This window comes from Xanthomonas sp. NCPPB 3200 (assembly GCF_056393585.1).
The window spans coordinates 3,344,433-3,365,371 of sequence record NZ_CM150785.1 but is presented as its reverse complement, the minus strand read 5'-3'; the positions used below and the strand labels follow the sequence as shown (position 1 = coordinate 3,365,371).

Sequence of the window (20,939 nt, the reverse complement as noted above, 5' to 3'; positions counted from 1 at the left end):
GACATATCCCGCTGCACCGCGCTTGGCTTGCGCTCGCAACGATCCGTTGCGAGCATGCGGGCTGGACGTGGAAAGGATGCCCACATGCGTTACCTGTTGTTCGTGCTGCTTGCCGCCCTGACTGCGTTTCCGGCGTTGGCAGGCGTGCCGGCGATTCCGCGCTTCCGCATTGTCGGCGCTGCCGAGGGGCTGCCCTCGACCATGATCACCGCCATCGCGCAGGACCGCGCCGGCTATCTGTGGATGACCACCACCGACGGGTTGGTCAGGTACGACGGCGCAGAGTTCAAGGTCTGGCAGAACGACCCGACCGATCGCTACTCGCTGCGCAGCAATATCTTGCAGGCGCTGTATATCGACCGTCAGGATCGGATCTGGCTGGCCTTGGGCGGCGCAGGCGTGGCGATGCTCAGTGCCGACCGGCGCAAGCTGACCGCGTATCTTCCCGACGACGTGCCCGAGCTGGCGCTGGGGGATGTCTATGCCATCGCCGGGCGCGGCGACGAGGTCTGGTTTGGATTGTCCAACGGCAATGTCTTGCGTCTGGATGCCGCGGGGAAATTCACCTCCTTCGACCTGGCGAAGATGGAGGAGCCGCTGCCGGCAAGTCCGGTGTATGCGCTTGCGCTGGACGATCGCGATCGGATGTGGATCGGCACGCTGGGCGGGCTGGCGTATTACGACGGCCTGGCATTGCACCGGGTGCGGCCGGATGGCGACGGCAGCGGCATCACCGCCTTGCAGTGGGTGGGCCAGCGGCTGTGGGCTTCGATGGACACCGGGCTGCGTTACATGGACGCGTCCGGTGCCTGGCATACGCCCTCCTGGGCACCGATGTTCGCCGCCGGCAACCGCGCCTGGACCGTGGCCGACGCTGGCGATGGCGAGTTCTGGCTGGGCACCGAACAGGGGCTGTGGCATACCCGTCCGGATCATCCGCCGACACCGGTCAACAACGGCGATGCGCCGCTGGTCTCCAACCGCCACGTGACGACCATCTGGCGCAGTCCGCACGGTGGGATCTGGGTGCCCCTGCATGGGCGCGGGCTGGCCTACCTGCGCGAAGACTGGCGCCGCACCGCCGCCTTCAGACAGATCAACGACCAGGGCAAGGGCATCGCATGCAGTCTTGCGCCAGCCAACCGATCGGGTGGGCTTTGGCAGTTCGACAGCAGTGGGCGGTTGCTGCGTTACGACACGTCCACCGGGGCACTCGTGCAGACCGGCATCCAGCATCCCGACCTGCGCGATCTGCAGATTGCGACGACCCTGGAGGACAGTCGGGGGCAGCTCTGGCTCGGCAATGGGGAGCACCAGTTGTCGCGGCTGGATCTGGGCACGGGCGCTCTCGAGCATTTCAGCGGCGACGGGCCTGCCGAGGCGGTCATCTGGTTGGGCGAGTCTGGCGACGGCACACTGTGGAGCGCCTACGAGCAGGTGATCCAGCGGCGAAATCCGGTGACCGGACGCGTGCTGGAGACGATTTCCCAGGCCGACCCACATGGCTTGAAAGAGGTGATTCCCAGTCAGCTGAGCGTGGCACCGGATGGCAACCTGTGGCTGAGCGCCGTCGGCGGCATGTATGTCTGGCAGTCCGAGTCACATCGGTTCGTCGCAGTGCCCGGCCTGCAGATCGATCCGATCCAGCGCTTCGTCTTCGAGGATCAAAGCCACCTGTGGCTTTACCGCGCCGGCAGCATGGAGCGTTGGCAGAAAGACGGCGCCGCATGGAAGCGGGTGCGCCGGATTGTTGCCGCCGAAGGGTTTCCGGCAATGGATGCCTACGGTCTCGAACGCGATGAGCTTGGACGCGTATGGATGTCAGGCCCGCGTGGCCTGTGGCGCATCGATGCACGTATGCCGCGGGCCAAGATCCGCAGTTTCAGTGCGCGCGACGGATTGACCAGCCAGGAGTTCAGCCGCCGCTGTCTGCTGATGGCGCGCGATGGGGTGCTGGTCGGCGGGACTGCAGATGGCTACACGCTGCTGATCGATACCAAGGCGCCGGATGTGCCGTCATTCACACCGCAGATGCGCCTGGAGGCGGTAAGCGTCCAGCGTGCCGACCGCCGTCAGGCGTTGCCGATCCTCGGTGGCTTTTCGCTCGCGCCGAATGACCGCCAGTTGCGCATCAACATGCGGCTGCTCTCGTTCGTCGATCCGATGGCCAACCGTTACCGTACCCGGCTGTCGGGGTTCGATACCGAATGGATGGAGCACGGTGCGGCAGGAATGCGCGAATTCTCCTCGCTGCCGCCGGGCAACTATGTCTTGCAGATGCAGGGGATCGACCCCTTGGGCAATGCATCGCAGGTGCAGTCGCTGCGCTTTTCGGTCACTCCGCCGTGGTGGCGCAGCGATGCCGGTATTGCGCTGATCTGCATGCTCGCCGTGCTGCTCGCTGGCCTGCTCGCCGCCGCTTACCGCCGCCGTGTGCGCATGCGCGCGCAATGGCAGCTGGCCCAGCACAAACGCGAGCTGGCCGAGCAGGCATCGTTGGCCAAGACGCGCTTTCTTGCGACCCTGGGGCACGAAGTGCGGACGCCGATGACCGGTGTGCTGGGCATGAGCGAGTTGCTGCTGCAGACGCCGCTGGATGGCCGTCAGCAGGGCTATGCCAGCGCGATCCAGCTGGCCGGCAAGCATCTGCTGCGGCTGGTCAACGATGCGTTGGATCTGGCGCGGATCGAGGCCGGCAAGCTGCCGCTGGATTACCGCGACTTCGATCTGCGTCAATTGATCAGCCAAGTGGCCGAGCTGGTGCGCCCGAGCGCCGAGCAGAAGCAACTGGTCTTCGCCTGCGAGTTGGATGACGCGCTGCCGCCTGCATTGCATGGCGATGCCAGTCGGGTGCAGCAGATCCTGCTCAACCTGTTGTTCAATGCGGTCAAGTTCACCGAGCGTGGCAGCGTCAGTCTGCGTGTGGCGGTGGTGCCGCAAAGCCACAAGCAAGGCATCCGGATCGAAGTGTGCGATACCGGCCCGGGCATGAGTGCAGAACAGCGCGGGCGCCTGTTCCAGCGCTTCGAGCAGGCCGAAGGCGCCGTGACGCTGGCCCGGCATGGCGGCAGCGGCCTGGGCCTGGCGATCTGCCGCGAGCTGGCAGCGGCGATGGGCGGTGCGGTGACGGTCAGCAGCGAACTGGGGCAGGGAGCGTGTTTTGTCGTCGAGCTGCCGCTGCGCTGGGTGAGTGCGCTCCCCGCGGTGCCCGCGCCTGCACGGGCAAGCTCGTCCCAGGCACAGGCGCCATTGCAGTTGCTGCTGGTCGAGGACGACCCGACCGTGGCGCAGGTGATCATTGGCTTGTTGCAGACGCGTGGTCATCGGGTCACCCATGTCCTGCACGGTCTGGCGGCGTTGGCCGAGGTGAGTACGCGCAGCTTCGACGCGGGGCTGTGCGATCTGGACCTGCCGGGCATCGACGGTGCGGCGCTGGTCGCGCAGTTGCGTGCGCGCGGCGTGCGCTTTCCGATCGTTGCGGTCACCGCACGTGCCGATGCCGACGCAGAACCGCAGGCGATGGCCGCCGGTTGCAATGGCTTCCTGCGCAAGCCGGTCACCGGCGAGTTGCTGGCACAGGCACTGGCAGGTGTGCTGGCCGACGCCGCCGATGCGGATGACGCGCCGGCCGTCGACTAAGCTGTCGTCGCGTGCCCCGTCGTACGGTTGCCGCCTGGCGCGGATGCAACATCGGTGAACCAGATCGAGACCCCGTACATGCGCCTGTTCGGTCCGAGGAGTGGAAACGGATGAGCCACGCGGCAGGCTCGCTCGGGCTTGCTCGCACCGCGTGCGGCCCGCACTATGCGGCGACTTGTCGTGAAACCTGTCCAGTGCGCCTTTTTTTGTGTTTTTCCTATTGGTTGATCGCGGCAGTGTCGCTGGGGCTGTGCGCCTCGGTGCCACCTGCACGGGCGGCCACGCACGCGCTGCTCACGCCGGTGCCCAGCCAGGTCACGGTCGCCGACGGGCTGCCCTCGGACACCGTCAGTGAGCTTGCCGAAGACCAGCAGGGCTATCTGTGGATCGCCAGCGATGACGGCCTGGCCAGATTCGATGGCCGCAATTACCGCATCTGGCGGATGGAAGAAGGGCTGACCAGCAACGCGATCTGGACCATCTGCGTCGATCGTGACAATCGGGTGTGGATGGGATTCGAGAACGGCGGAGCCGGTTTTCTGGAGTCCAAGACGCGCGCGTTCAGGCGGCTGGAGAACCCGCAGTTTCCGGAGCTGCGCGAAATCACGGTGTGGGCGCTGGCCTACACCCCGAACGGCGATATCTGGCTTGGTACTGCGGCCCACGGGCTGTATCGGCGACGTCCCGACGGCAGCATGCAGCGCTTTTCCAACGTGCCTAGCGACCCGACCAGCCTGCCGTCCGACAGCGTGATCGGGTTCGAGGTCGCGCCCGACGGAACATTGTGGATCGGGACCCATGGCGGGCTCGCACGCTGGGACGGCGCGCATTTTCAGCGGGTGTCGTTGCCCGGAACCACGCAGGCGGTCAACCGGCTGCACATGGAGCGCAGCGGCAACACCTTATGGGTCTCGGATGTGGTCGGCGACGCGTTTCGCGTGGACGCCGACGGCCAGGCGCGGCCCCAGCCGTGGCAGAAGGCCGTGAGCAAGCGGCGGGTGATGGGAGTGTTGCTGCACGACCGCAGCGGGCGCTATTGGCTGGACACCGACAGCGGCCTGGGCCTGTCCACCGCAGGAACCGACATCAGCAGCGTGCCGGTCTACAGCCTGTCGGCGCACGGCCTGGTCAGGCGCAACTGGATTGCCGCTTACGAGGATCGGGAGGGCGGGCTGTGGTTTGCGGCACTTGAAGGTGGCCTGTGGCACCTGCCTCCGCATTGGGACACCTTTGCGGTACTGGCCCACCACGGTGCTGATCCACAGTCGCTGACCAATCCGTCGGTGCTGGCGACGGCGTCTTCGGCTGCGGGCGGTGTCTGGCTGGCTGGCTCGCGGCATGCGCTGGAGTATCTCGATGCGGCGACCGGCCAATTGCAGACGCATCTGACGCAAATCGATGCCCGTCCGCCCGACTCCATGCTCGAAAGCCGGCGCGGGTTGGTCTGGATCGGCGTCGAAGGAAAACTGGTCCGGTATGACCCGCAGAGCGGGCAGGTCAAACGCTTGCAGCTACGTGAGGACGTCGAGCCTGATCCGGACGGTGCGGCGGACCGTCCGGGCTGGATGGCTGAGGACGCGCAGGGCCGCCTGTGGGTGACAGTGCTGGAATATGGCCTGCAAATCCGCAACCAGGACGGGCAACTGCTGCGGACCATCGTCAATGGCAGTCATGGACTGGAGGTGTTGACCATCCTGGACCTACGCCTCGGCCCGGATGGTCAGATATGGCTGAGCAATAACGCCGGCCTGCGGCGCTGGGACCCCGCCGCCGACCGATTTGTCCCCGTCGACGGTACACCGTCCCTGCCGACCTATCTGTTCCGGCTGGGAGAGGGGGGCGTGGTCTGGACCGGGTTGGCCGGCGAGATCCGGCGGTATCTGTGGGACGGAAAGCGGCTCAAGCACCTGGACACGGTCGGAAAGGAGCAGGAGTTTCCGTTGGTGGCACCCAACGGCCTGGTGGTCGACGCCAGGGGCGTGGCGTGGGTGTCCAGTCAACGCGGGCTGATCCGGATCGATCCCGGCAGCAGGTTGGTGCGGGTGTACGGCGTGCACGATGGGCTGCCCAATCAGCAGTTGCAGATCAACACGCTGGTGCAGGCCGGCAGCGGGCGCATCGTCGCCGCATCGCCCGACGGCGTGGTGGTGTTCGACCCGGCCACGATGCGCCCCAGCACCCGCAGGCCGCCGTTGATCATCGAACGCGTGGGCCTGCGGCGCGGGGAGCGTGGTCTGGATATCACCGGGCAAGAGCCGCTGACGATGCAGGATGGCGACCGTGATCTGCATATCGTCGCGCGCCTGCTCAGCCTGGCCGATTCCGAATCCAACAGCTACCGATTTCGGTTGAGTGGCTACGATCCGGACTGGATCGATGTCGGTCCCAGCGGCGAGCGGCAGTTCTCGCGGCTGCCCGCGGGGCATTACACGCTGGAAGTGCAGGGGCGCACCGCCGACGGCATCTGGTCGGCCAGCCAGACGCTACGTTTTCAGGTGCTGCCGCCCTGGTGGTTGTCGCCATGGGGATTGGTGTTTCTGGGCGTGCTCGCGCTCTGCACCATCGCCGCGGCGGTGTTGTTGTACCGCCGCCGCCTGCGGCGCTTGAACGCCTGGCAGCTGGCCGTGCACAAGCAGGAGCTGGCCGAGCAGGCGTCGCTGGCCAAGACGCGCTTTCTGGCCACGCTCGGCCACGAGGTACGTACCCCGATGACCGGCGTGCTGGGCATGAGCGAGCTGTTGCTCAAGACCTCGCTGGACAACAAGCAGCGCAGCTATACCGAATCGATCCGTCGTGCCGGCGCGCATCTGCTGCGCCTGGTCAACGATGCGCTGGACCTGGCGCGGATCGAATCCGGCCGTCTGGAACTGGATCTGGAGCCGTTCTCGGTACGCCAGCTGGTGGCCGAGGTGGAAGGCCTGATGGCGCCCCTGGCGCAGGAGCGCGGCCTGCGTTTCAGCCTGGAAGTAGGGCTGCTTGGCGACATCACCGCCAGTGGCGATGTCACCCGCATTCGCCAGATTCTGCTCAACCTGCTCAGCAATGCGATCAAGTTCACCGAGCGCGGCGTGGTCGGGCTCAAGCTGACCACGCTCGGGTCGTATCAGGGGCTGCGTTTCGAAGTGGCCGATACCGGCCCGGGCATCAACGCCGACCAGAAAGCGCGCCTGTTCCAACGCTTCGAACAGGGCGACGGCGCCAAGACCACCTCGCGCTACGGCGGCAGCGGCCTGGGCCTGGCCATCTGCCAGGAACTGGCGATGGCGATGGGCGGGCATATCGAAGTGATCAGCCGCTTGGGCGCGGGCACGCGCTTCGTGGTCGATCTGCCGCTGCGCTGGGTCGCTTCCAACGCCACGCTCGGTGGCGAGGTGGCGCGCACCGGCGGCGCGGTCGCCCCGCAGCGCATTCTGCTGGTGGAAGACGATCCCACCATCGCCGAGGTCATCGTTGGCCTGCTGCGTTCGCAAGGTCACTCGGTGGTGCATGCGCCACACGGGCTGGCCGCGCTGACCGAAGCGGCCGACAACCCCTTCGATCTGGCCTTGCTCGATCTGGATCTTCCCGGGCTGGACGGCTTCGCCCTGGCGCGGCAGCTGCGCGTGTTCGGTTACGACATGCCGCTGGTCGCAGTGACCGCACGTTCGGACGAAGAGGCCGAACCCACCGCGCAGGAAGCCGGATTCGACAGCTTCCTGCGCAAGCCGCTCACCGGCGACATGCTGGCCGACACCATCGCCGAGGCATTGCGGCGCGAACGCCCGCGCGATGAGATCTAGAGCCGTGTGCCGCGGTTGAAATCGCGCACGGCCCTGCGCTGGCGCACGGCGCTGGTCGATGGCGCAGCGGCCGTGTCATTCGGCGACTTCTTCCACCTGCTTAGGATGCGGCCGCGTTTCGGCCAGCTGCCAGAAGATCAGCGTCGACGACAAGGTGATGCCACCGACGCACAAAAAGGTTGCATGGAGCGCTGCCGTAGCGCCGTGGCTGTCGCCCAGATGCGTGTTGAAGGCGGCCAACAAGCTGCCCGCCGCCGCCGCGCCGAAACCGGTCGCCAGCATCATCACCATCGATAGCAGGCTGTTACCGGGGCTGGCCTGCTCGCGATCGAGGTCGCGCAGGGTCACGGTGTTCATGACGGTGAACTGCAGCGAGTTCACCGCGCCAAAGCAGGCCAGCTGCACCAGCCGCAGCCATAGCGGCTGGCCCACATCGATCAAGGCGAAGCTGGCCATCGCCAGGCCCACCAGTACGGTATTGAGCATCAGCACGCGGCGATAGCCGAAGCGACCGACCAGCTTCACCGCGGCACGTTTGGCCGCCATGCCGGCCAAGGCCACCGGCACCATCATCAGCCCGGCGTTCATTGGGCTCATGCCCAGGCCGACCTGCAACAACAGCGGAATCAGGAACGGCATCGAGCCGCTACCCACCCGCGCGAACAGGTTGCCCAGGATGCCGATGCGATAACTGGCCACCTTGAACAAGGCCAGCGGAAACAACGCCGCCGGCGTGCTGGCCGCATGCAACCAATAACCGGCCAACGCGGCGAGCCCACCGATGGCCAGCAGCATGACGAAGGCATGGCGCAGGCCGAGCTCGGAGATGCCGTCCAGCGCCAGCGACAGTGCCACCATGCCGAACGCCAGCATCAGATAGCCGATCAGATCGAAGCGCTGGCGTGCATCGCCGTAGTGGTCGGGCATGATCTTCAGTGCGGCGATGAAACCGATCACGCCGATCGGCAGGTTGATCAGGAACACCCAGTGCCACGAGGCGACTTCCACCAGCCAGCCACCCAGCGTGGGGCCGATGAGTGGGCCGATCAATGCGGGAATCGCGATGAAGCTCATCGCGCGCAGGAAGTCGGCGCGCGCCACGGTCTTGAGCACTGCCAGCCGGCCCACCGGCAGCAGCATCGCCCCGCCAATGCCTTGCACCACGCGCGCCGCCACCAGCTGCGGCAGCTGCTGCGCGGCGGCGCACAGCAGCGAGCCCAACGTAAACACGATGATCGCCGCCAGGAAGGTACGCCGGGTGCCGAAGCGGTCCGCAATCCAGCCCGATGCAGGGATGAACATCGCTACCGCCAACGCGTAACTGAAGACCACCGACTGCATCTGCAGCGGGCTTTCATGCAGGCTGCGCGCCATCGACGGCAACGCCGTATTGACGATGGTCGCATCCAGCATCTGCATGAAGATCGCCAGCGACACCAGCCACAGCAGCGGCTTGATGGTGTCGTAGGCGCGCAAGGTGGGGACGGGCTGAGACATGGCGACCACTGTCGAGGAGACAGGGCATTATCCCCACGCCGATGTGCAGGAACTCAGAAAAACGTGCGCATTCGCGGCCCAGGCTTCAAGGCGTGTCCTGCGATCAGTCCATCACATCATGCGGGATGGACCATCGCCTCGCACCGCGCGTCATGCCGGATCTAGCGGCGACCAACCGCGCATCACGCGCGGCTGGTCGCGTGGCGCCTTAGCGCTTGCTCAGCGTCTGCACCGCTTCCACCAGCACGCCCACATGGTCGGGATTCATGTCGGGCGACATGCCGTGGCCGAGATTGAAGACATGGCCTTCGCGCGAGCCGCCATTGCCCTGGGCGTAGCTGTCCAGGGTCTTGCCGACTTCGGCGCGGATCGCGTCGGGCGAGCCGTACAGGGTGGCCGGGTCCAGGTTGCCTTGCAGCGCGACGCGGCCGCCGGCGCGCTGGGCGGCGTCGGCCAGCGCGATGGTCCAGTCCACGCCTACCGCTTCGGCGCCGCTGGCCGCCAGCTCGCTGACGTAGGCACCGTTGCCCTTGCCGAACAACACCAGCGGGGTGCGCTCGGCACCGTCGCCGCGTTCCAGCTCGCGCGCGATGCGGGTGAGGTAGGGCAACGAAAACTCGCGGTACATCGCCGGCGACAACACGCCACCCCAGGTGTCGAACACCTGCAACGCCTGCGCACCGGCCGCGCGCTGCGCGGACAGGTAGGCGATCACCGCATCGGTGACGGTGCCGAGCAGGTGATGCAGCACCTCCGGCGCGTTGAAGGCCATGGCCTTGATGCGCGCGTATTCCTTGCTGCCGCCGCCTTCGATCATGTAGCAGGCCAGCGTCCACGGGCTGCCGGAGAAGCCGATCAGCGGCACCGCGCCATCCAGCTCACGGCGGATCAGGCGCACCGCATCCATCACGTAACGCAGCTCGGTTTCCATGTCCGGCACGCCCAGCCGATGGATCGCGGCGGCATCGCGCACCGGGTGGCGGAACTTGGGGCCTTCGCCTTCGACGAAATACAGCTCCAGGCCCATCGCATCGGGAATGGTCAGGATGTCGGAGAACAGGATCGCCGCGTCCAGCGGAAAGCGTTGCAGCGGCTGCAGCGTCACTTCGCAGGCGATTTCGGGATTCTTGGCCATGCCGAGGAAGCTGCCGGCGCGCGCGCGGGTGGCGCGGTATTCCGGCAGGTAGCGGCCGGCCTGGCGCATCAGCCACACGGGGGTGCGGTCCACGGGCTGACGGTTCAGGGCGCGCAGCAGGCGATCGTTCTTGAGCATGGGAGGTGTGTCCTCAGCGCGGCGCGTCGGCGCCGCCGGTGATGAGTTGGAAGCCGCGTTTGAGGTGGGTGTCGCGCGCCTTGTCGAAGGCCCGGTCCGCTTCGTCCTGCAGCAGGTATTGGTCGCGTCGCAACTGCGAGCGTCCACCGATCTCGCCGCTTTCGCGCAGCAGCTCCCAGCCGCCGAACAAGTCCGGTTGCAGGGTCAGCTGGACGTAGCGGAGCGGCGCGTTGCCGCCAGGATCGTGTTGCAAGTGGATGCGCATGACGCCGATTGTAGCCGGGCGGTGCTGAAGGCTGGGAGCAGTGGGCGCGCCGGGTTGCTCCGCTTGCGAAGGGAGCGTCGGCAAGCAGGGATGACGTAGGAGCGCACCTGGGCGCGACGGGATTTACCGGCAGGCCCTGTCGCGCCCGGGGGCGCTTCTACGAATGTGCCGGAGATAAGTGGCGTTGCTCAGCCCGCCAGGATCTCCAGCACTGCCGCCTCGTCGACATCGGGTACCACCTCGGCCTTGCCGATGCCGCGCCACAACACCAGCCGCAGGCGGCCGGCGATGTTCTTCTTGTCCAGCCGCATGCGCCCCAGCAGGGCCTGCGGGGACAGGCCGGGCGGAATGTCGGTGGGCAGGTCGAAGTCATGCAACAGGGCGCGCAGCGCGTCGGTGTCCTGCGCATCGCTCATGCCCAGCGCGGCCGACAGCCGCGCGGCCAGCACCATGCCCACCGCGACCGCTTCGCCGTGGTTGAGGTTGTCGTTGCCGGGCGCGCCGTAGCCCTGTTCGGTCTCGATCGCATGGCCGAAGGTGTGGCCCAGGTTGAGCAGGGCACGCTCGCCCTTTTCCAGTGGGTCGCGCGCCACGATGTCGGCCTTGTGCTCGCAGCTGCGCGCGATCGCCTGCGCCAGCGCGTCGGCATCGCCCTCCAGCAGCGCGCGGCGTTCGGCATGCAGCCACTGGAAGAACAGCGGGTCGCGGATGGCGCCGTACTTGATCACCTCGGCCAGCCCGGCGCGCAGCTCGCGCGCGGGCAGGGTGTGCAAGGTGTCGGTATCGGCGATCACTGCGCGTGGCGGATGGAACGCGCCGACCAGGTTCTTGCCCTGCGGGATGTCCACCGCGGTCTTGCCGCCGACCGAGGAGTCCACCATCGCCAGCAGGCTGGTGGGCAGTTGCACGCAGTCCACCCCGCGCATCCAGCAGGCCGCCGCGAACCCGGCCAGGTCGCCGACCACGCCGCCGCCGAGTGCGAACACGCAGGCGTCGCGGGTGGCGCCCAGCTCGGCCAATGCCGTGATCGCGGCGCCGAAATTGTCCAGCGTCTTGGAGGCTTCGCCGGCGGCGATCACCAGCTCGCCCAGTTGCAGGTCCGGGCGCGCCTGCAGCAGCGCCTTGCGCACGCCGGCAGCGTACTGCGGGGCCACCTGCGAGTCGCTGAGCAGCAATACGTGGCGGCCGCGCACATGGCTGGCCAGGCGCGCGCCATCGGCCAGCAGGCCGGGCGCAATGGTGATGGTGTACGGCTGCGCACCGTCGACATCGACGCTGCGCGAGGAACGGGGAAGTGTCATGCGGGGGGACTCGACATGCGCCATTGCGCGGCCAGGCGCAGCACTAGCTGCGCGGTGGCCTCGGCGGGGGAGAAATGATCGGTTTCCAGACTGAGGTCGGCGACCTCCTGGTACAACGGGGTGCGCTGCGCGGCCATCGCATGCAGCACCTGCTCGCGGTCGGCGCGTTGCAACAGCGGCCGGTTGCGGTCGCGCGCCAGCCGGGTGAGCTGGGCCGGCACGCTGACGTGCAGGTACACCACAAAGCCGCGCGCGCGGATGCGCTGGCGGTTGAGCGGATCCAGCACCGCGCCACCGCCGGTGGAAATCAGCTTGTTGTCCTGCTCCAGCAGCGTCTGCAGGGTCTGGACCTCGTGCTGCCGGAACCGCGCTTCGCCGTGCTGTTCGAAAATGGCCGGGATGCTGCTGCCGACCTGCTCGACGATGGCCTGGTCCACGTCGACGAACTCCAGCCCGAAGCGCTCGGCCAGACGGCGGCCGATGCAGCTTTTTCCGGCGCCCATCGGGCCGACCATCACGAGATTGGAAGCGGGGTTCATGCGCAGGGATCGTAGCATTCGGGCCCGCGCATCGGGCCGATCGGCATGGACTGAAACCATTCCGGCGCGGCGACCGCCGGCTGCGCGCAGCAGCATCGACACCCACGCTGCGCGGACAACGGCTGGGACGACCGCTGAAGATGGAGTGGCTGCACGCAACCCGTGGCGAGTGCTTGGCAGCCAGCGTCAGTGGCGCGAAGACGCCGAAGAGCATGCGCGCGACCTGCTTTTCAGGCATCAGCCGCAGGTCCTGGCAGCGGCGCAGGCCTGTCGACCGCCGCGCATAGGCGAAGCAGGCCCGATGCGCCCACAATAGGCGTCAATCTTGCTGCCCTCGCACCGTCATGACCGATCTGTACGCAGAAGCCCTTGCCACCTTTACCGCGCTGTACGCCGAGGCGCAGGCCGGCGCCGAACTCGAAGCCAGCGCAATGACCGTGGCCACCGCCAACGTGGACGGCCGGCCGAGCGCGCGCACCGTGCTGCTCAAGGCCTTCGATGCGCGCGGGTTCGTGTTCTACACCCATCTGGACAGCGCGAAGGGCCGCGACCTGCAGACCCATCCGCAGGCCGCCCTGCTGTTTCTGTGGCGCAGCCTGCGCGAGGCCGGCATCCAGGTGCGCATCGAGGGCGGCGTGCAACTGGTCGGCGCGGAGGAATCGGATGCCTACTTCGCCTCGCGCCCGCGCATGAGCCAGATCGGTGCCTGGGCCTCGCTGCAGTCGCAGACGCTGGGCTCGCGTGAGGAGTTCGACGCGGCCATCGCCAAGGTCGAAGCCACCTTCGAAGGCCGCGCGGTGCCGCGCCCGGAGGGCTGGGGCGGGTTCCGGGTGGTGCCGCAGGCATTCGAGTTCTGGTACGGCGCCAAGTTCCGCCTGCACGAGCGCTGGCGTTACGAGGCCGATGCGGCCAGCCACTGGAGCAAGCGGATGCTGTATCCGTGAGCACACAGGCCGGCTGGCGGGTGCGCGCGGCGGTGGGCGCCGATGCGCAGGCCTTGCTGGCCCTGCGCCTGGCCTTGTGGCCCGATGCCGACGATGGCCTCGCCGAGCTGCAGGCCGCGCTGGCGCAGGCAGACGCCAGCCACCTGCTGGCGGTGGACGACGCGGATGCGGCGCTGGGGTTTGCCGAGGTGTCGGTGCGCCACGACTACGTCAATGGCACCGAGAGCACGCCGGTGGGCTTTCTGGAAGGCTGGTATGTGAGTCCGGCCTGGCGCGGCCGCGGGCTCGGTCGCGCGCTGGTGGCCGCGGCAGTGGAGTGGACGCGGGAGCAGGGCTGCGCGGAGCTGGCCTCCGATGCGCGGCTGGACGACAGCGGCGCCCAGGCGGCGCATGCGGCATGCGGCTTCGAACCAACTGAACGGGTGGTCTACTACCGCCTGCAGCTGGCCTGACCGGCTGACTTCTGGCCCTTTCTGCCGGTCGCGGACAGTCTGTAGTATGTCCGCCTATTGCACGGCCGCTGCTGCATCACCGCAGCGGCAACTGCATCACCACCGCTGCATGACCAAAGGACAGGACATCGTATGACGCAGTACACCACTGTCGAATTGCACGGCCTGCTGGCCGAGCGCTACCGCGACCAGCCGATCGAGGTCGAGCTGATCGACGGGCTGGAGCCGGCCATCAACCTCACCCTGGCCGACCACGGCGACATGCAGATCCAGGTCGCCGCCTCCGGCTCGCAGGTGTTCGTTTCCACCCTGCTGGCCAATGCCGACCAGGTCAGCGACCGCGCGGCGTTCAACGACGCCTGCCTGCGGCTCAATCCGCTCAATCCCTTGTCCAACCTGGGCCTGGTGCAGGTCGACGGCAAGGATAGCTATGTGGTCTTCGGCGAACTGTCGGCGTCGTCCACGCTCGACCAGATCGACGAGGAAATCCAGACCCTGGCGGCCAATACGCTGGATGCCGCCGAATCTCTCAAGCCGTTCTTTTCCTAAAGGCGTGTTGTCATGAGTATCTTTTCAAAGCTGATCACGCTGCTGCGTGGCACTGCACACGAAACCGGCCAAAAGGCGGTCGACGCCAACGCGCTGCGCATCCTGGACCAGGAAATGCGCGATGCCGGCGCCCAGCTCACGCGCTCGCGCGAGGAGCTGACCAAGCTGATGGCGCAGAGCAAGCTCGCCCAGCAGAAGATCGACGCGCGCGCCGGCAAGATGGCCGAATACACGCGTTATATCGAAGGTGCGCTGGCCAAGAACGACGAGGCACTGGCGCACGACGTGGCGGTCAAGCTGGCGGCGCTGGAAAGCGAGGACGCCGGCGACAAGGCCTCCAAGAGCTCGCTGGACCAGTCGGTGGTGACGCTCAAGGCCACCATCCAGAAGACCGAGAACCAGCTGCGCGGCATGCGCCAGCAGATCGACACCGTCAAGGCCACCGACGCGGTGCAGAAGGCGCAGGCGGCGATTGCCGCGCGCCATTCCGGTGCCAGCAGCAAGATGGGCTCGGCACTGGAATCGCTGGAGCGGATCAAGGCGCGTCAGGCCGAGACCTCCGCACGCATCGAATCGGCCGAAGAGCTGGAGGCAGCCAGTGGCGACGGCGATCTGAATCGGCGTCTGGCTGCGGCCGGCTTGATGGAAGGCGAGTCCAACGCCGCCGCAGTGCTGGCACGCTTCAAGAAGCCGGCCCAGCTCGGCCACGACACCGCCGGCGGCAGCGCGCCGCTGATCGGCCAGGTGCGCGACGTGCAGCAGGTTCCGCGCAGCGACAGCTGATCCGCCGCACGGCACAGGACGCGCCATGATCATCGTCGGAAAGCTGTTGCGGATAGTGCGGCGCCACGTGCGCCGCGTCAGCTGGGGCATGGTGGCGCTGGCGTTGCTGGCGCACATGGGGCTGAGCTGGGTGTTGCTGCTGCTGGCCGGTGAGCAAAAGCTCGTTGGCCTGGACGCGTTTCCGTACTACTACATGACCACCGCCACCACCATCGGCTACGGCGACCTGTCGCCGGGTTCGGTGGCCGGGCGCTACATCGCCGCGTTCGTGCTGATGCCGGGCGCGGTGGCGCTGTTCGCCACGGTGCTGGCCAAGACCAGCGGCGTGCTCATCACCTTCTGGAGGCGCCACCACATGGGCAAGATGGCTTACGCCGATCTGCGCGGGCACACCATCCTGATCGGCTGGCAGGGCGCCGCGTCCACACGCTTGCTGGAACTGCTGCTGTCCGATACCGCTACCGACGACGAAGGCGTGGTGCTGATCGCCGAGGGCGTGGCCGAGAACCCGATGCCCGACCATATGCGCTTCATCGCCGCCGAGTCCTACACGCATACCGAGGTCTACCTGCGTGCCGGCATCGCCGGTGCGGCGCGGGTGATCGTCAACCCGCCCTCGGACGACCAGACCCTGGCGGCGGTGTTCGCGCTGATGGCGCATGCGCCGCGTGCGCACGTCGTGGCGCACTTCGATTCGGGCAGCGCCGCGCGGCTGGTCAATTGCCACTATCCGGCGATCGAATGCACGCGGCCGATGACCGCCGAGATCCTGGCCCGCGCGGCGCAGGATCCGGGCAGCGCGGCGATCACGGCCGAACTGCTGTCGGTGGACGATGGCCCGACCCAGTTCAGCCTGGCGGTTCCTGCCGATGTCGACCCGCTGGATTACCGCCTGCTGGCCGCCGATTTCGGCCAGCGCGGCGCCCTGTTGCTGGGCCTGCGCGCGCCCGATGGCGCGCTGCGCTTGAACCCGCCCGCACACACCGCGGTGCCGGCCGGTGCCATGCTGTATTACCTGGCCCAACAGCGCGTTCCCGTGCCTGCCATCGCCTGGCAGGCCCTGCGCGCCGAGCCGGTGTCCCGTTCCCCATCGCCACAAGGTGCATGACGATGAGTTTTTTCAGCAAGTTGTTCGGTCAACCACAGCCGCCGCCGTTGCCCGGCTCCGGCACTGGCGCCATCGGTCACGCGCTGCCGCTGGGCTTGCGCGTGGGTGGGCAGCTGGAGATCGATACCACGTTGTACCGCATGGCACCGGAGGCCATGACCGCCGAGTTGCCGGGCGGGCATCAAGGCATTCCGTGCTACGGCCACGTCAATCTGGGCGATGGCTATGCCCTGCATCGTTTCTATCTGGACGACGACGCGTTCCTGCAGGTCACCACGGTTGGCGGCGATCTGGAGGCGATGAAGGCCTTCGTGTATTGCGAGACGGTCAATCCGCCAAGCAAGCAGGCGTTTCAGGAGTTTGTGATGCAGCATCCGCATCTGGGTGCGGCGCAGATCGAGTACGCCGGCAAGCGCTGGCAACGCGCCACGCAGTCCACCGACGATGCCGCGCGCATCCCGCCGATCGCCTACGACGAGGTGCTGTACCGCTATCAGCCGCCGCGCCGCGATGGCGATCTGACCCACTACGCCATGCTCTACAGCCGCGATGTGCCGGAGCTGCAGCGCGAGGAATTCCTGCTGGTCACCGGCGAGGATTCCGGCCCCAACGAGTTCTGCGTCACCTATGCGGTCGGCATCGATGTCACCGTCGCCGATCTGGATATCACCTGAGCGTGCGCGCTCGTCTTCCACTTACCCTGGTCCTGTCATGAACCCGATCAACCTACAGAGTTTTCTCGCGTTTCTTTCCTACTTCGGCACCGGCCTGGGCGTGTTGATCGTGGCGGTGGTGCTGGTGACCCTGGTCACCCCGCACAAGGATTTCACCCTGCTGCGGCAGGGCAACGTGGCTGCGGCCACCGCCTTGGCCGGCAACCTGATCGGTGTGGCATTGCCGCTGCATTCGGCCATCACCCATTCGGTGAGCCTGGTCGATGCGCTGATCTGGGGCGCGGTCGCCTGCGGCATCCAGGTCGTGGCGTATCTGCTGGCCAACCTGGTGGCCGGGCGCATCTCGCGGCAGATCACCGATAACGTCACCGCCGCCGGCATCTTTTCGGCCGGCGTGTCGATCGCGGTCGGGCTGATCAATGCCGCGGCGATCACGCCGTAACGGAGCGCAGGCATGAAGCGATCACGCAATCTCAAGCTCACCCTGATGGCCGCATTGCCGGCCGCCCTCGTCACCGGCTGCGGCTCCGAACCGGAAACCGGCGTGGTACTGCAGTCGGCCTCCGACTGCTACCAGATCAAGCAGGAACAGACCGACATCCAGCAATGCCTCAAGGCCTACGACGAGGCGGTGACCAAGCACCAACAGGCCGCGCCGCGCTTCAGTACGCGCTACGAGTGCGACGAGCAGTTCGGCAGTTGCACGGCAGTGCAGACGGCGCAGGGCCAGCAGAGCTGGATCCCGCCGATGGGCGGGTTCCTGCTGGGCTACGCGTTGGGCAACATGACCGGTGGCGGCGGCTACCGCTATGGCGGCTCGATTCCGCTGTACCGCGATTACCGCAGCGGCGGGTACTACAAGCCCAACGGCGATCTGGCCAGCAACCGCGTCGGCACCGTCCGCGGGCGCAGCGGCGCCATCGACATGCCGTCGCGGGCGATCACCGTGTCGCGCTCGGGTTTCGGCTCCAGTGCGGCGGCGCGCAGTTCGTTCGGTAGCGGCGGGCGCAGCTCCGGATACGGCGGCTGACATGCAACGGATCGCAATTGCCGAGCGCCCGGACTGGCGCGAGCAGGCCGAGTCGCTCGGCTTCCATTTCCACACCATCGACGGCGAGCGGTACTGGGACGAAAGCGCGTATTACGCGTTTACGCTGCAGCAGATCGAAGACGACATCGAGGCGCCCACGCAGGAACTGCACGACATGGCGATGCAGTTGGTGGACGAGGTGGTGGGCTCGGAGCAGCTGATGACGCAGCTGGCGATCCCGCCGTTCTACTGGGACTGGATCGCCACCTCGTGGAAGAACCGCGACCCGCATCTGTACGGCCGCATGGACCTGGCCTATGCCGGCAACGGCCCGGCCAAGCTGTATGAGCTCAACTACGACACGCCGACCTCGCTGTACGAATCGGCGTATTTCCAGTGGCTGTGGCTGGAACAGCAGATCGCCGCCGGTGCGCTGCCCAAGGGCACCGATCAGTACAACCTGATCCAGGACCTGCTGTGCGAAACCCTGGGCGCGCTGGCGGTGGATGGCGCGATCGGTGCGCAGATGCATTTCTCCGCGGTGCGCGATTCGCTGGAAGACCGCGCCACGGTGCGCTACCTGCGCGACTGCGCGCATCAGGTGGGCATCAGCACCGAGGAAGTGGCCATCGAAGACATCGGCCTCAGTGCCGACGGCTGGTTCACCGATGAGCAGGACCGGGTGATCCACACGCTGTTCAAGCTGTATCCGCTGGAATTCATGATGGAAGAACGCTTCGGCCCGGCGTTGTGCGCCAACCGCGTGCGCCTGATCGAGCCGGCGTGGAAATCGGTGCTGAGCAACAAAGGCATCCTGCCGCTGTTGTGGGAGCGGCATCAGGGCCATCCCAACCTGCTGCCGGCTCGCTTTGCGCAAACCGGCGAAGCGCCCACGGCAGGCTGGGTACGCAAGCCGCTGCTGTCGCGCGAGGGCGCCAATATTTCCCTGGTCAGCGCACAGGGCGATGCTGCGCAGACCGATGGCCCGTATGTGGACGGGCCGGCGATCCTGCAGGCGCATCATCCATTACCGGTGTTCGATGGCCGGCATGCGCTGGTCGGCAGCTGGGTGGTGGCCGATCGTCCGGCCGGGCTGGGCATGCGCGACGACGATGGTCCGATCACCCGCGACACCTCGCGCTTCGTGCCGCACGTGATCGTGAACTGATGCAGCAGTGGGTGAGGCAGCGCCGCTGCGACGCGGCGCTGCCGTGTGGCGAGATCGCCCTTGCATGTGGTCTTGAGTAAAGCGCTGCTTCCGCATGGCCGGGTTGTACGTAACGGCTCGCGCTGTATGAGGCAGCTGTTGCCCCGTATCGCGTGACACATGCTGCAGTGACGCGCAAGCCCTGCGCTGCCTGCCGCGCAGCGCAGGTTTTCCACACCCCCTGTGGATGGAACTTGCACAAGGCTGTGGACAAGTGGGTGCAGGCCCCGGCCTGCAACGCTGTCAAGATGGGTGGCGAAAAAATGACCAGCCGCTCGCGGATACGTTTTTCCGGTCCCGATCGCAGCGATCTCGACAGGATCGGCAAAGTCGGTTGCGCTGTGGGCGATGAGATGTGCCGGGTTTGCGTCATGCCAACGCGACGTGCCGAGCAGGCGGATCCAGCAAGTCGTGCAGACCGTACGCGCGCTGCATGCGATGCGGGCGATACACATCGACTGAGCGCGACACGTCAGCCTCGCGATCAGTGTTCTCTTGCTTCGATACACCGCGCACACCGCACACCCATTACACCCGCCGCGCCACCAACAGGCCCGCCACCGCCAGCAGCCATGCCAGGGCGAACACGCTCAGGTAGGCGGCCGCAGTCGCCGAGGCCAGCAGCGCGGCGAACAAGGCGCCGGCCAGCGCCAGCATGCCGGCCACCGCAATCGCCTCGCTCAACTGCAGCGCCGAACTGTTGGCGCCTTGCTGCGCCGGCGGCGACAGCGACAACGTCAACACCGACAGGCTCGGATACAGCAGGCCCATGCCCAGGCCGGTCAGCGCCCAGCCGGCAATCGCCACCGGCACCGGGATGACCGGCCACACCGCCCCCGCGCTGATCACGATGCCCAGCGACATGAAGCACGCACCGGTCTTGAGCAGGCGTGGGCGCGACCAGCCGGCGCGGCTATGGCCCTGGTACCAGGAGCCACTGAACCAGCCCAGCGCGCCGACGCTCAGCGCCACGCCGGCCAGCAGCGGCGACAGGCCGCGTTCGCGCGACAGCAGCAACGGCAGGAACGCCTCGAAGCCGAAGAAGGCCGCCGCCGCGATCCCGCGCAGCGCGATCACGCTGGGCAGCCCGCGCGCAAGCCGCAGCGTGCCGGCCGGCAACAGCTGCCAGGCGCAGCACACGGTGAGCGCCAGTGCCGGCAGCATCGCCAGCAACGCGCTCGTGCCGTGCAGCTGCCCGCCCAGATACACGCCCAATACGCCCAAGGCCGCACCCACCGCCCAGCGCAACGCGGAATCCGATGCGCCGGCTGCGTCGCTGGACCAGGTGCGCCCGCGGATCGCCGGCCACAGCATCAGCCCGGCCGGTATCGCCAGCAGCGGCACCGACAGGAACACCCAGCGCCAGCCCACGTGCTGCACGATCAATCCGCTGATGCCCGGCCCGACCAACGACGGCACCACCCAGCCGGCCGAAAACGCAGCAAACACGCGGGGCCGCAAGGCTTCCGGATACAGGCGGCCGACGATCACATACAGCGCCACCGAATACGCGCCGGCCCCCAGGCCTTGCAGCAGGCGGCCGGCAATCAGCACCGGCATGCTCGGCGCCAGCCCTGCCACCAGCAGGCCGATCACGAAGCACAGCAGGCCGTAGGCCAGCGCGCCGCCGGGGCCACGCCGGTCGCTCCAGCGCCCGGCGGCGGTCATGCCGACCACGCTGGTCGCCAGGGTGCCGCCGAACGCCAGCGCATACAGCGGCAAGCCATTCAATTCGCGCGCGACGGTCGGCATGGCGGCGGCCACCGCCAGCGATTCGAAGGCATTGAGCGATACCAGTGCCACCATGCCCAGCGTTGCGGCGCGATACGGCGCGGCCAGGATGGAAGTGGGTTGGGCCGCATTGAGTGGCGTGCCGGGCAGGGCGGTATCGGCGGGCAT

Annotated in this window: 17 protein-coding genes; 11 read left to right on the top strand and 6 right to left on the bottom strand. The window is 67.3% G+C overall.

Annotated elements, in window-relative coordinates; all coding sequences use genetic code 11:
• Positions 1 to 84 precede the first annotated feature (84 nt).
• Both AC06DU_RS14685 and AC06DU_RS14680 read left to right on the top strand, forming a co-directional pair.
• Positions 85 to 3,639 (top strand): hybrid sensor histidine kinase/response regulator, encoded by a 3,555-nt coding sequence (locus AC06DU_RS14685; RefSeq protein WP_478202709.1) that lies wholly within the window; start codon positions 85 to 87, stop codon positions 3,637 to 3,639.
• Positions 3,640 to 3,845: 206 nt separating this feature from the next.
• The gene (locus AC06DU_RS14680; protein ID WP_478202708.1) at positions 3,846 to 7,418 is read left to right on the top strand and encodes a hybrid sensor histidine kinase/response regulator; all 3,573 of its coding nucleotides are present in this window, start codon (positions 3,846 to 3,848) and stop codon (positions 7,416 to 7,418) included.
• 75 nt (positions 7,419 to 7,493) lie between these two features.
• On the opposite strand, the gene mdtD is transcribed toward AC06DU_RS14680, so the two are convergent.
• The 5 genes from mdtD to AC06DU_RS14655 form a co-directional block, all read right to left on the bottom strand.
• Complete coding sequence (gene mdtD, locus AC06DU_RS14675; protein ID WP_102253687.1) at positions 7,494 to 8,915, bottom strand: multidrug transporter subunit MdtD; 1,422 nt, start codon at positions 8,913 to 8,915, stop codon at positions 7,494 to 7,496.
• 208 nt (positions 8,916 to 9,123) lie between these two features.
• The gene (gene hemE, locus AC06DU_RS14670) at positions 9,124 to 10,188 is read right to left on the bottom strand and encodes a uroporphyrinogen decarboxylase (protein WP_154832403.1); all 1,065 of its coding nucleotides are present in this window, start codon (positions 10,186 to 10,188) and stop codon (positions 9,124 to 9,126) included.
• 13 nt (positions 10,189 to 10,201) lie between these two features.
• Complete coding sequence (locus AC06DU_RS14665) at positions 10,202 to 10,453, bottom strand: WGR domain-containing protein (protein ID WP_006449079.1); 252 nt, start codon at positions 10,451 to 10,453, stop codon at positions 10,202 to 10,204.
• A gap of 188 nt (positions 10,454 to 10,641) precedes the next feature.
• Positions 10,642 to 11,754, bottom strand: coding sequence for a 3-dehydroquinate synthase (gene aroB, locus AC06DU_RS14660; RefSeq protein ID WP_184433945.1), 1,113 nt, complete (start codon positions 11,752 to 11,754; stop codon positions 10,642 to 10,644).
• Complete coding sequence (locus AC06DU_RS14655; protein WP_005995037.1) at positions 11,751 to 12,293, bottom strand: shikimate kinase; 543 nt, start codon at positions 12,291 to 12,293, stop codon at positions 11,751 to 11,753. Before AC06DU_RS14655 ends, aroB begins: the two co-directional genes overlap by 4 nt.
• Positions 12,294 to 12,637: 344 nt before the next feature.
• On the opposite strand from AC06DU_RS14655, the gene pdxH reads away from it, so the two are divergent.
• From pdxH to AC06DU_RS14610, 9 genes are all read left to right on the top strand, one after another.
• Positions 12,638 to 13,237 carry a pyridoxamine 5'-phosphate oxidase gene (gene pdxH / locus AC06DU_RS14650; protein ID WP_005995039.1) on the top strand — a complete coding sequence of 200 codons (600 nt, stop codon included), beginning with the start codon at positions 12,638 to 12,640 and terminating at the stop codon, positions 13,235 to 13,237.
• Positions 13,234 to 13,689, top strand: a complete 456-nt coding sequence (gene aac(6') / locus AC06DU_RS14645) for an aminoglycoside 6'-N-acetyltransferase (RefSeq protein ID WP_184518334.1) — start codon at positions 13,234 to 13,236, stop codon at positions 13,687 to 13,689. The genes pdxH and aac(6') overlap by 4 nt, the downstream gene beginning before the upstream one ends.
• A 132-nt stretch (positions 13,690 to 13,821) precedes the next feature.
• On the top strand, positions 13,822 to 14,238 hold the full coding sequence (locus AC06DU_RS14640; protein WP_005995044.1) for a YjfI family protein: 417 nt from the start codon (positions 13,822 to 13,824) through the stop codon (positions 14,236 to 14,238).
• Between the two features lie 12 nt (positions 14,239 to 14,250).
• Positions 14,251 to 15,021, top strand: coding sequence for a PspA/IM30 family protein (locus AC06DU_RS14635; RefSeq protein WP_024938711.1), 771 nt, complete (start codon positions 14,251 to 14,253; stop codon positions 15,019 to 15,021).
• Between the two features lie 25 nt (positions 15,022 to 15,046).
• Positions 15,047 to 16,129, top strand: coding sequence for a potassium channel family protein (locus tag AC06DU_RS14630; RefSeq protein ID WP_065032600.1), 1,083 nt, complete (start codon positions 15,047 to 15,049; stop codon positions 16,127 to 16,129).
• On the top strand, positions 16,126 to 16,803 hold the full coding sequence (locus AC06DU_RS14625) for a YjfK family protein (protein WP_005995051.1): 678 nt from the start codon (positions 16,126 to 16,128) through the stop codon (positions 16,801 to 16,803). Before AC06DU_RS14630 ends, AC06DU_RS14625 begins: the two co-directional genes overlap by 4 nt.
• A 37-nt stretch (positions 16,804 to 16,840) precedes the next feature.
• Positions 16,841 to 17,245 carry a DUF350 domain-containing protein gene (locus AC06DU_RS14620; RefSeq protein ID WP_005995053.1) on the top strand — a complete coding sequence of 135 codons (405 nt, stop codon included), beginning with the start codon at positions 16,841 to 16,843 and terminating at the stop codon, positions 17,243 to 17,245.
• 12 nt (positions 17,246 to 17,257) lie between these two features.
• On the top strand, positions 17,258 to 17,833 hold the full coding sequence (locus AC06DU_RS14615) for a DUF1190 domain-containing protein (protein ID WP_016904951.1): 576 nt from the start codon (positions 17,258 to 17,260) through the stop codon (positions 17,831 to 17,833).
• A gap of 1 nt (position 17,834) precedes the next feature.
• Positions 17,835 to 19,001 carry a glutathionylspermidine synthase family protein gene (locus AC06DU_RS14610; protein WP_039526127.1) on the top strand — a complete coding sequence of 389 codons (1,167 nt, stop codon included), beginning with the start codon at positions 17,835 to 17,837 and terminating at the stop codon, positions 18,999 to 19,001.
• A gap of 567 nt (positions 19,002 to 19,568) precedes the next feature.
• On the opposite strand, the gene AC06DU_RS14605 is transcribed toward AC06DU_RS14610, so the two are convergent.
• Entirely contained in the window at positions 19,569 to 20,939 is a 1,371-nt protein-coding gene (locus AC06DU_RS14605) for an MFS transporter (RefSeq protein WP_478202707.1), read from the bottom strand.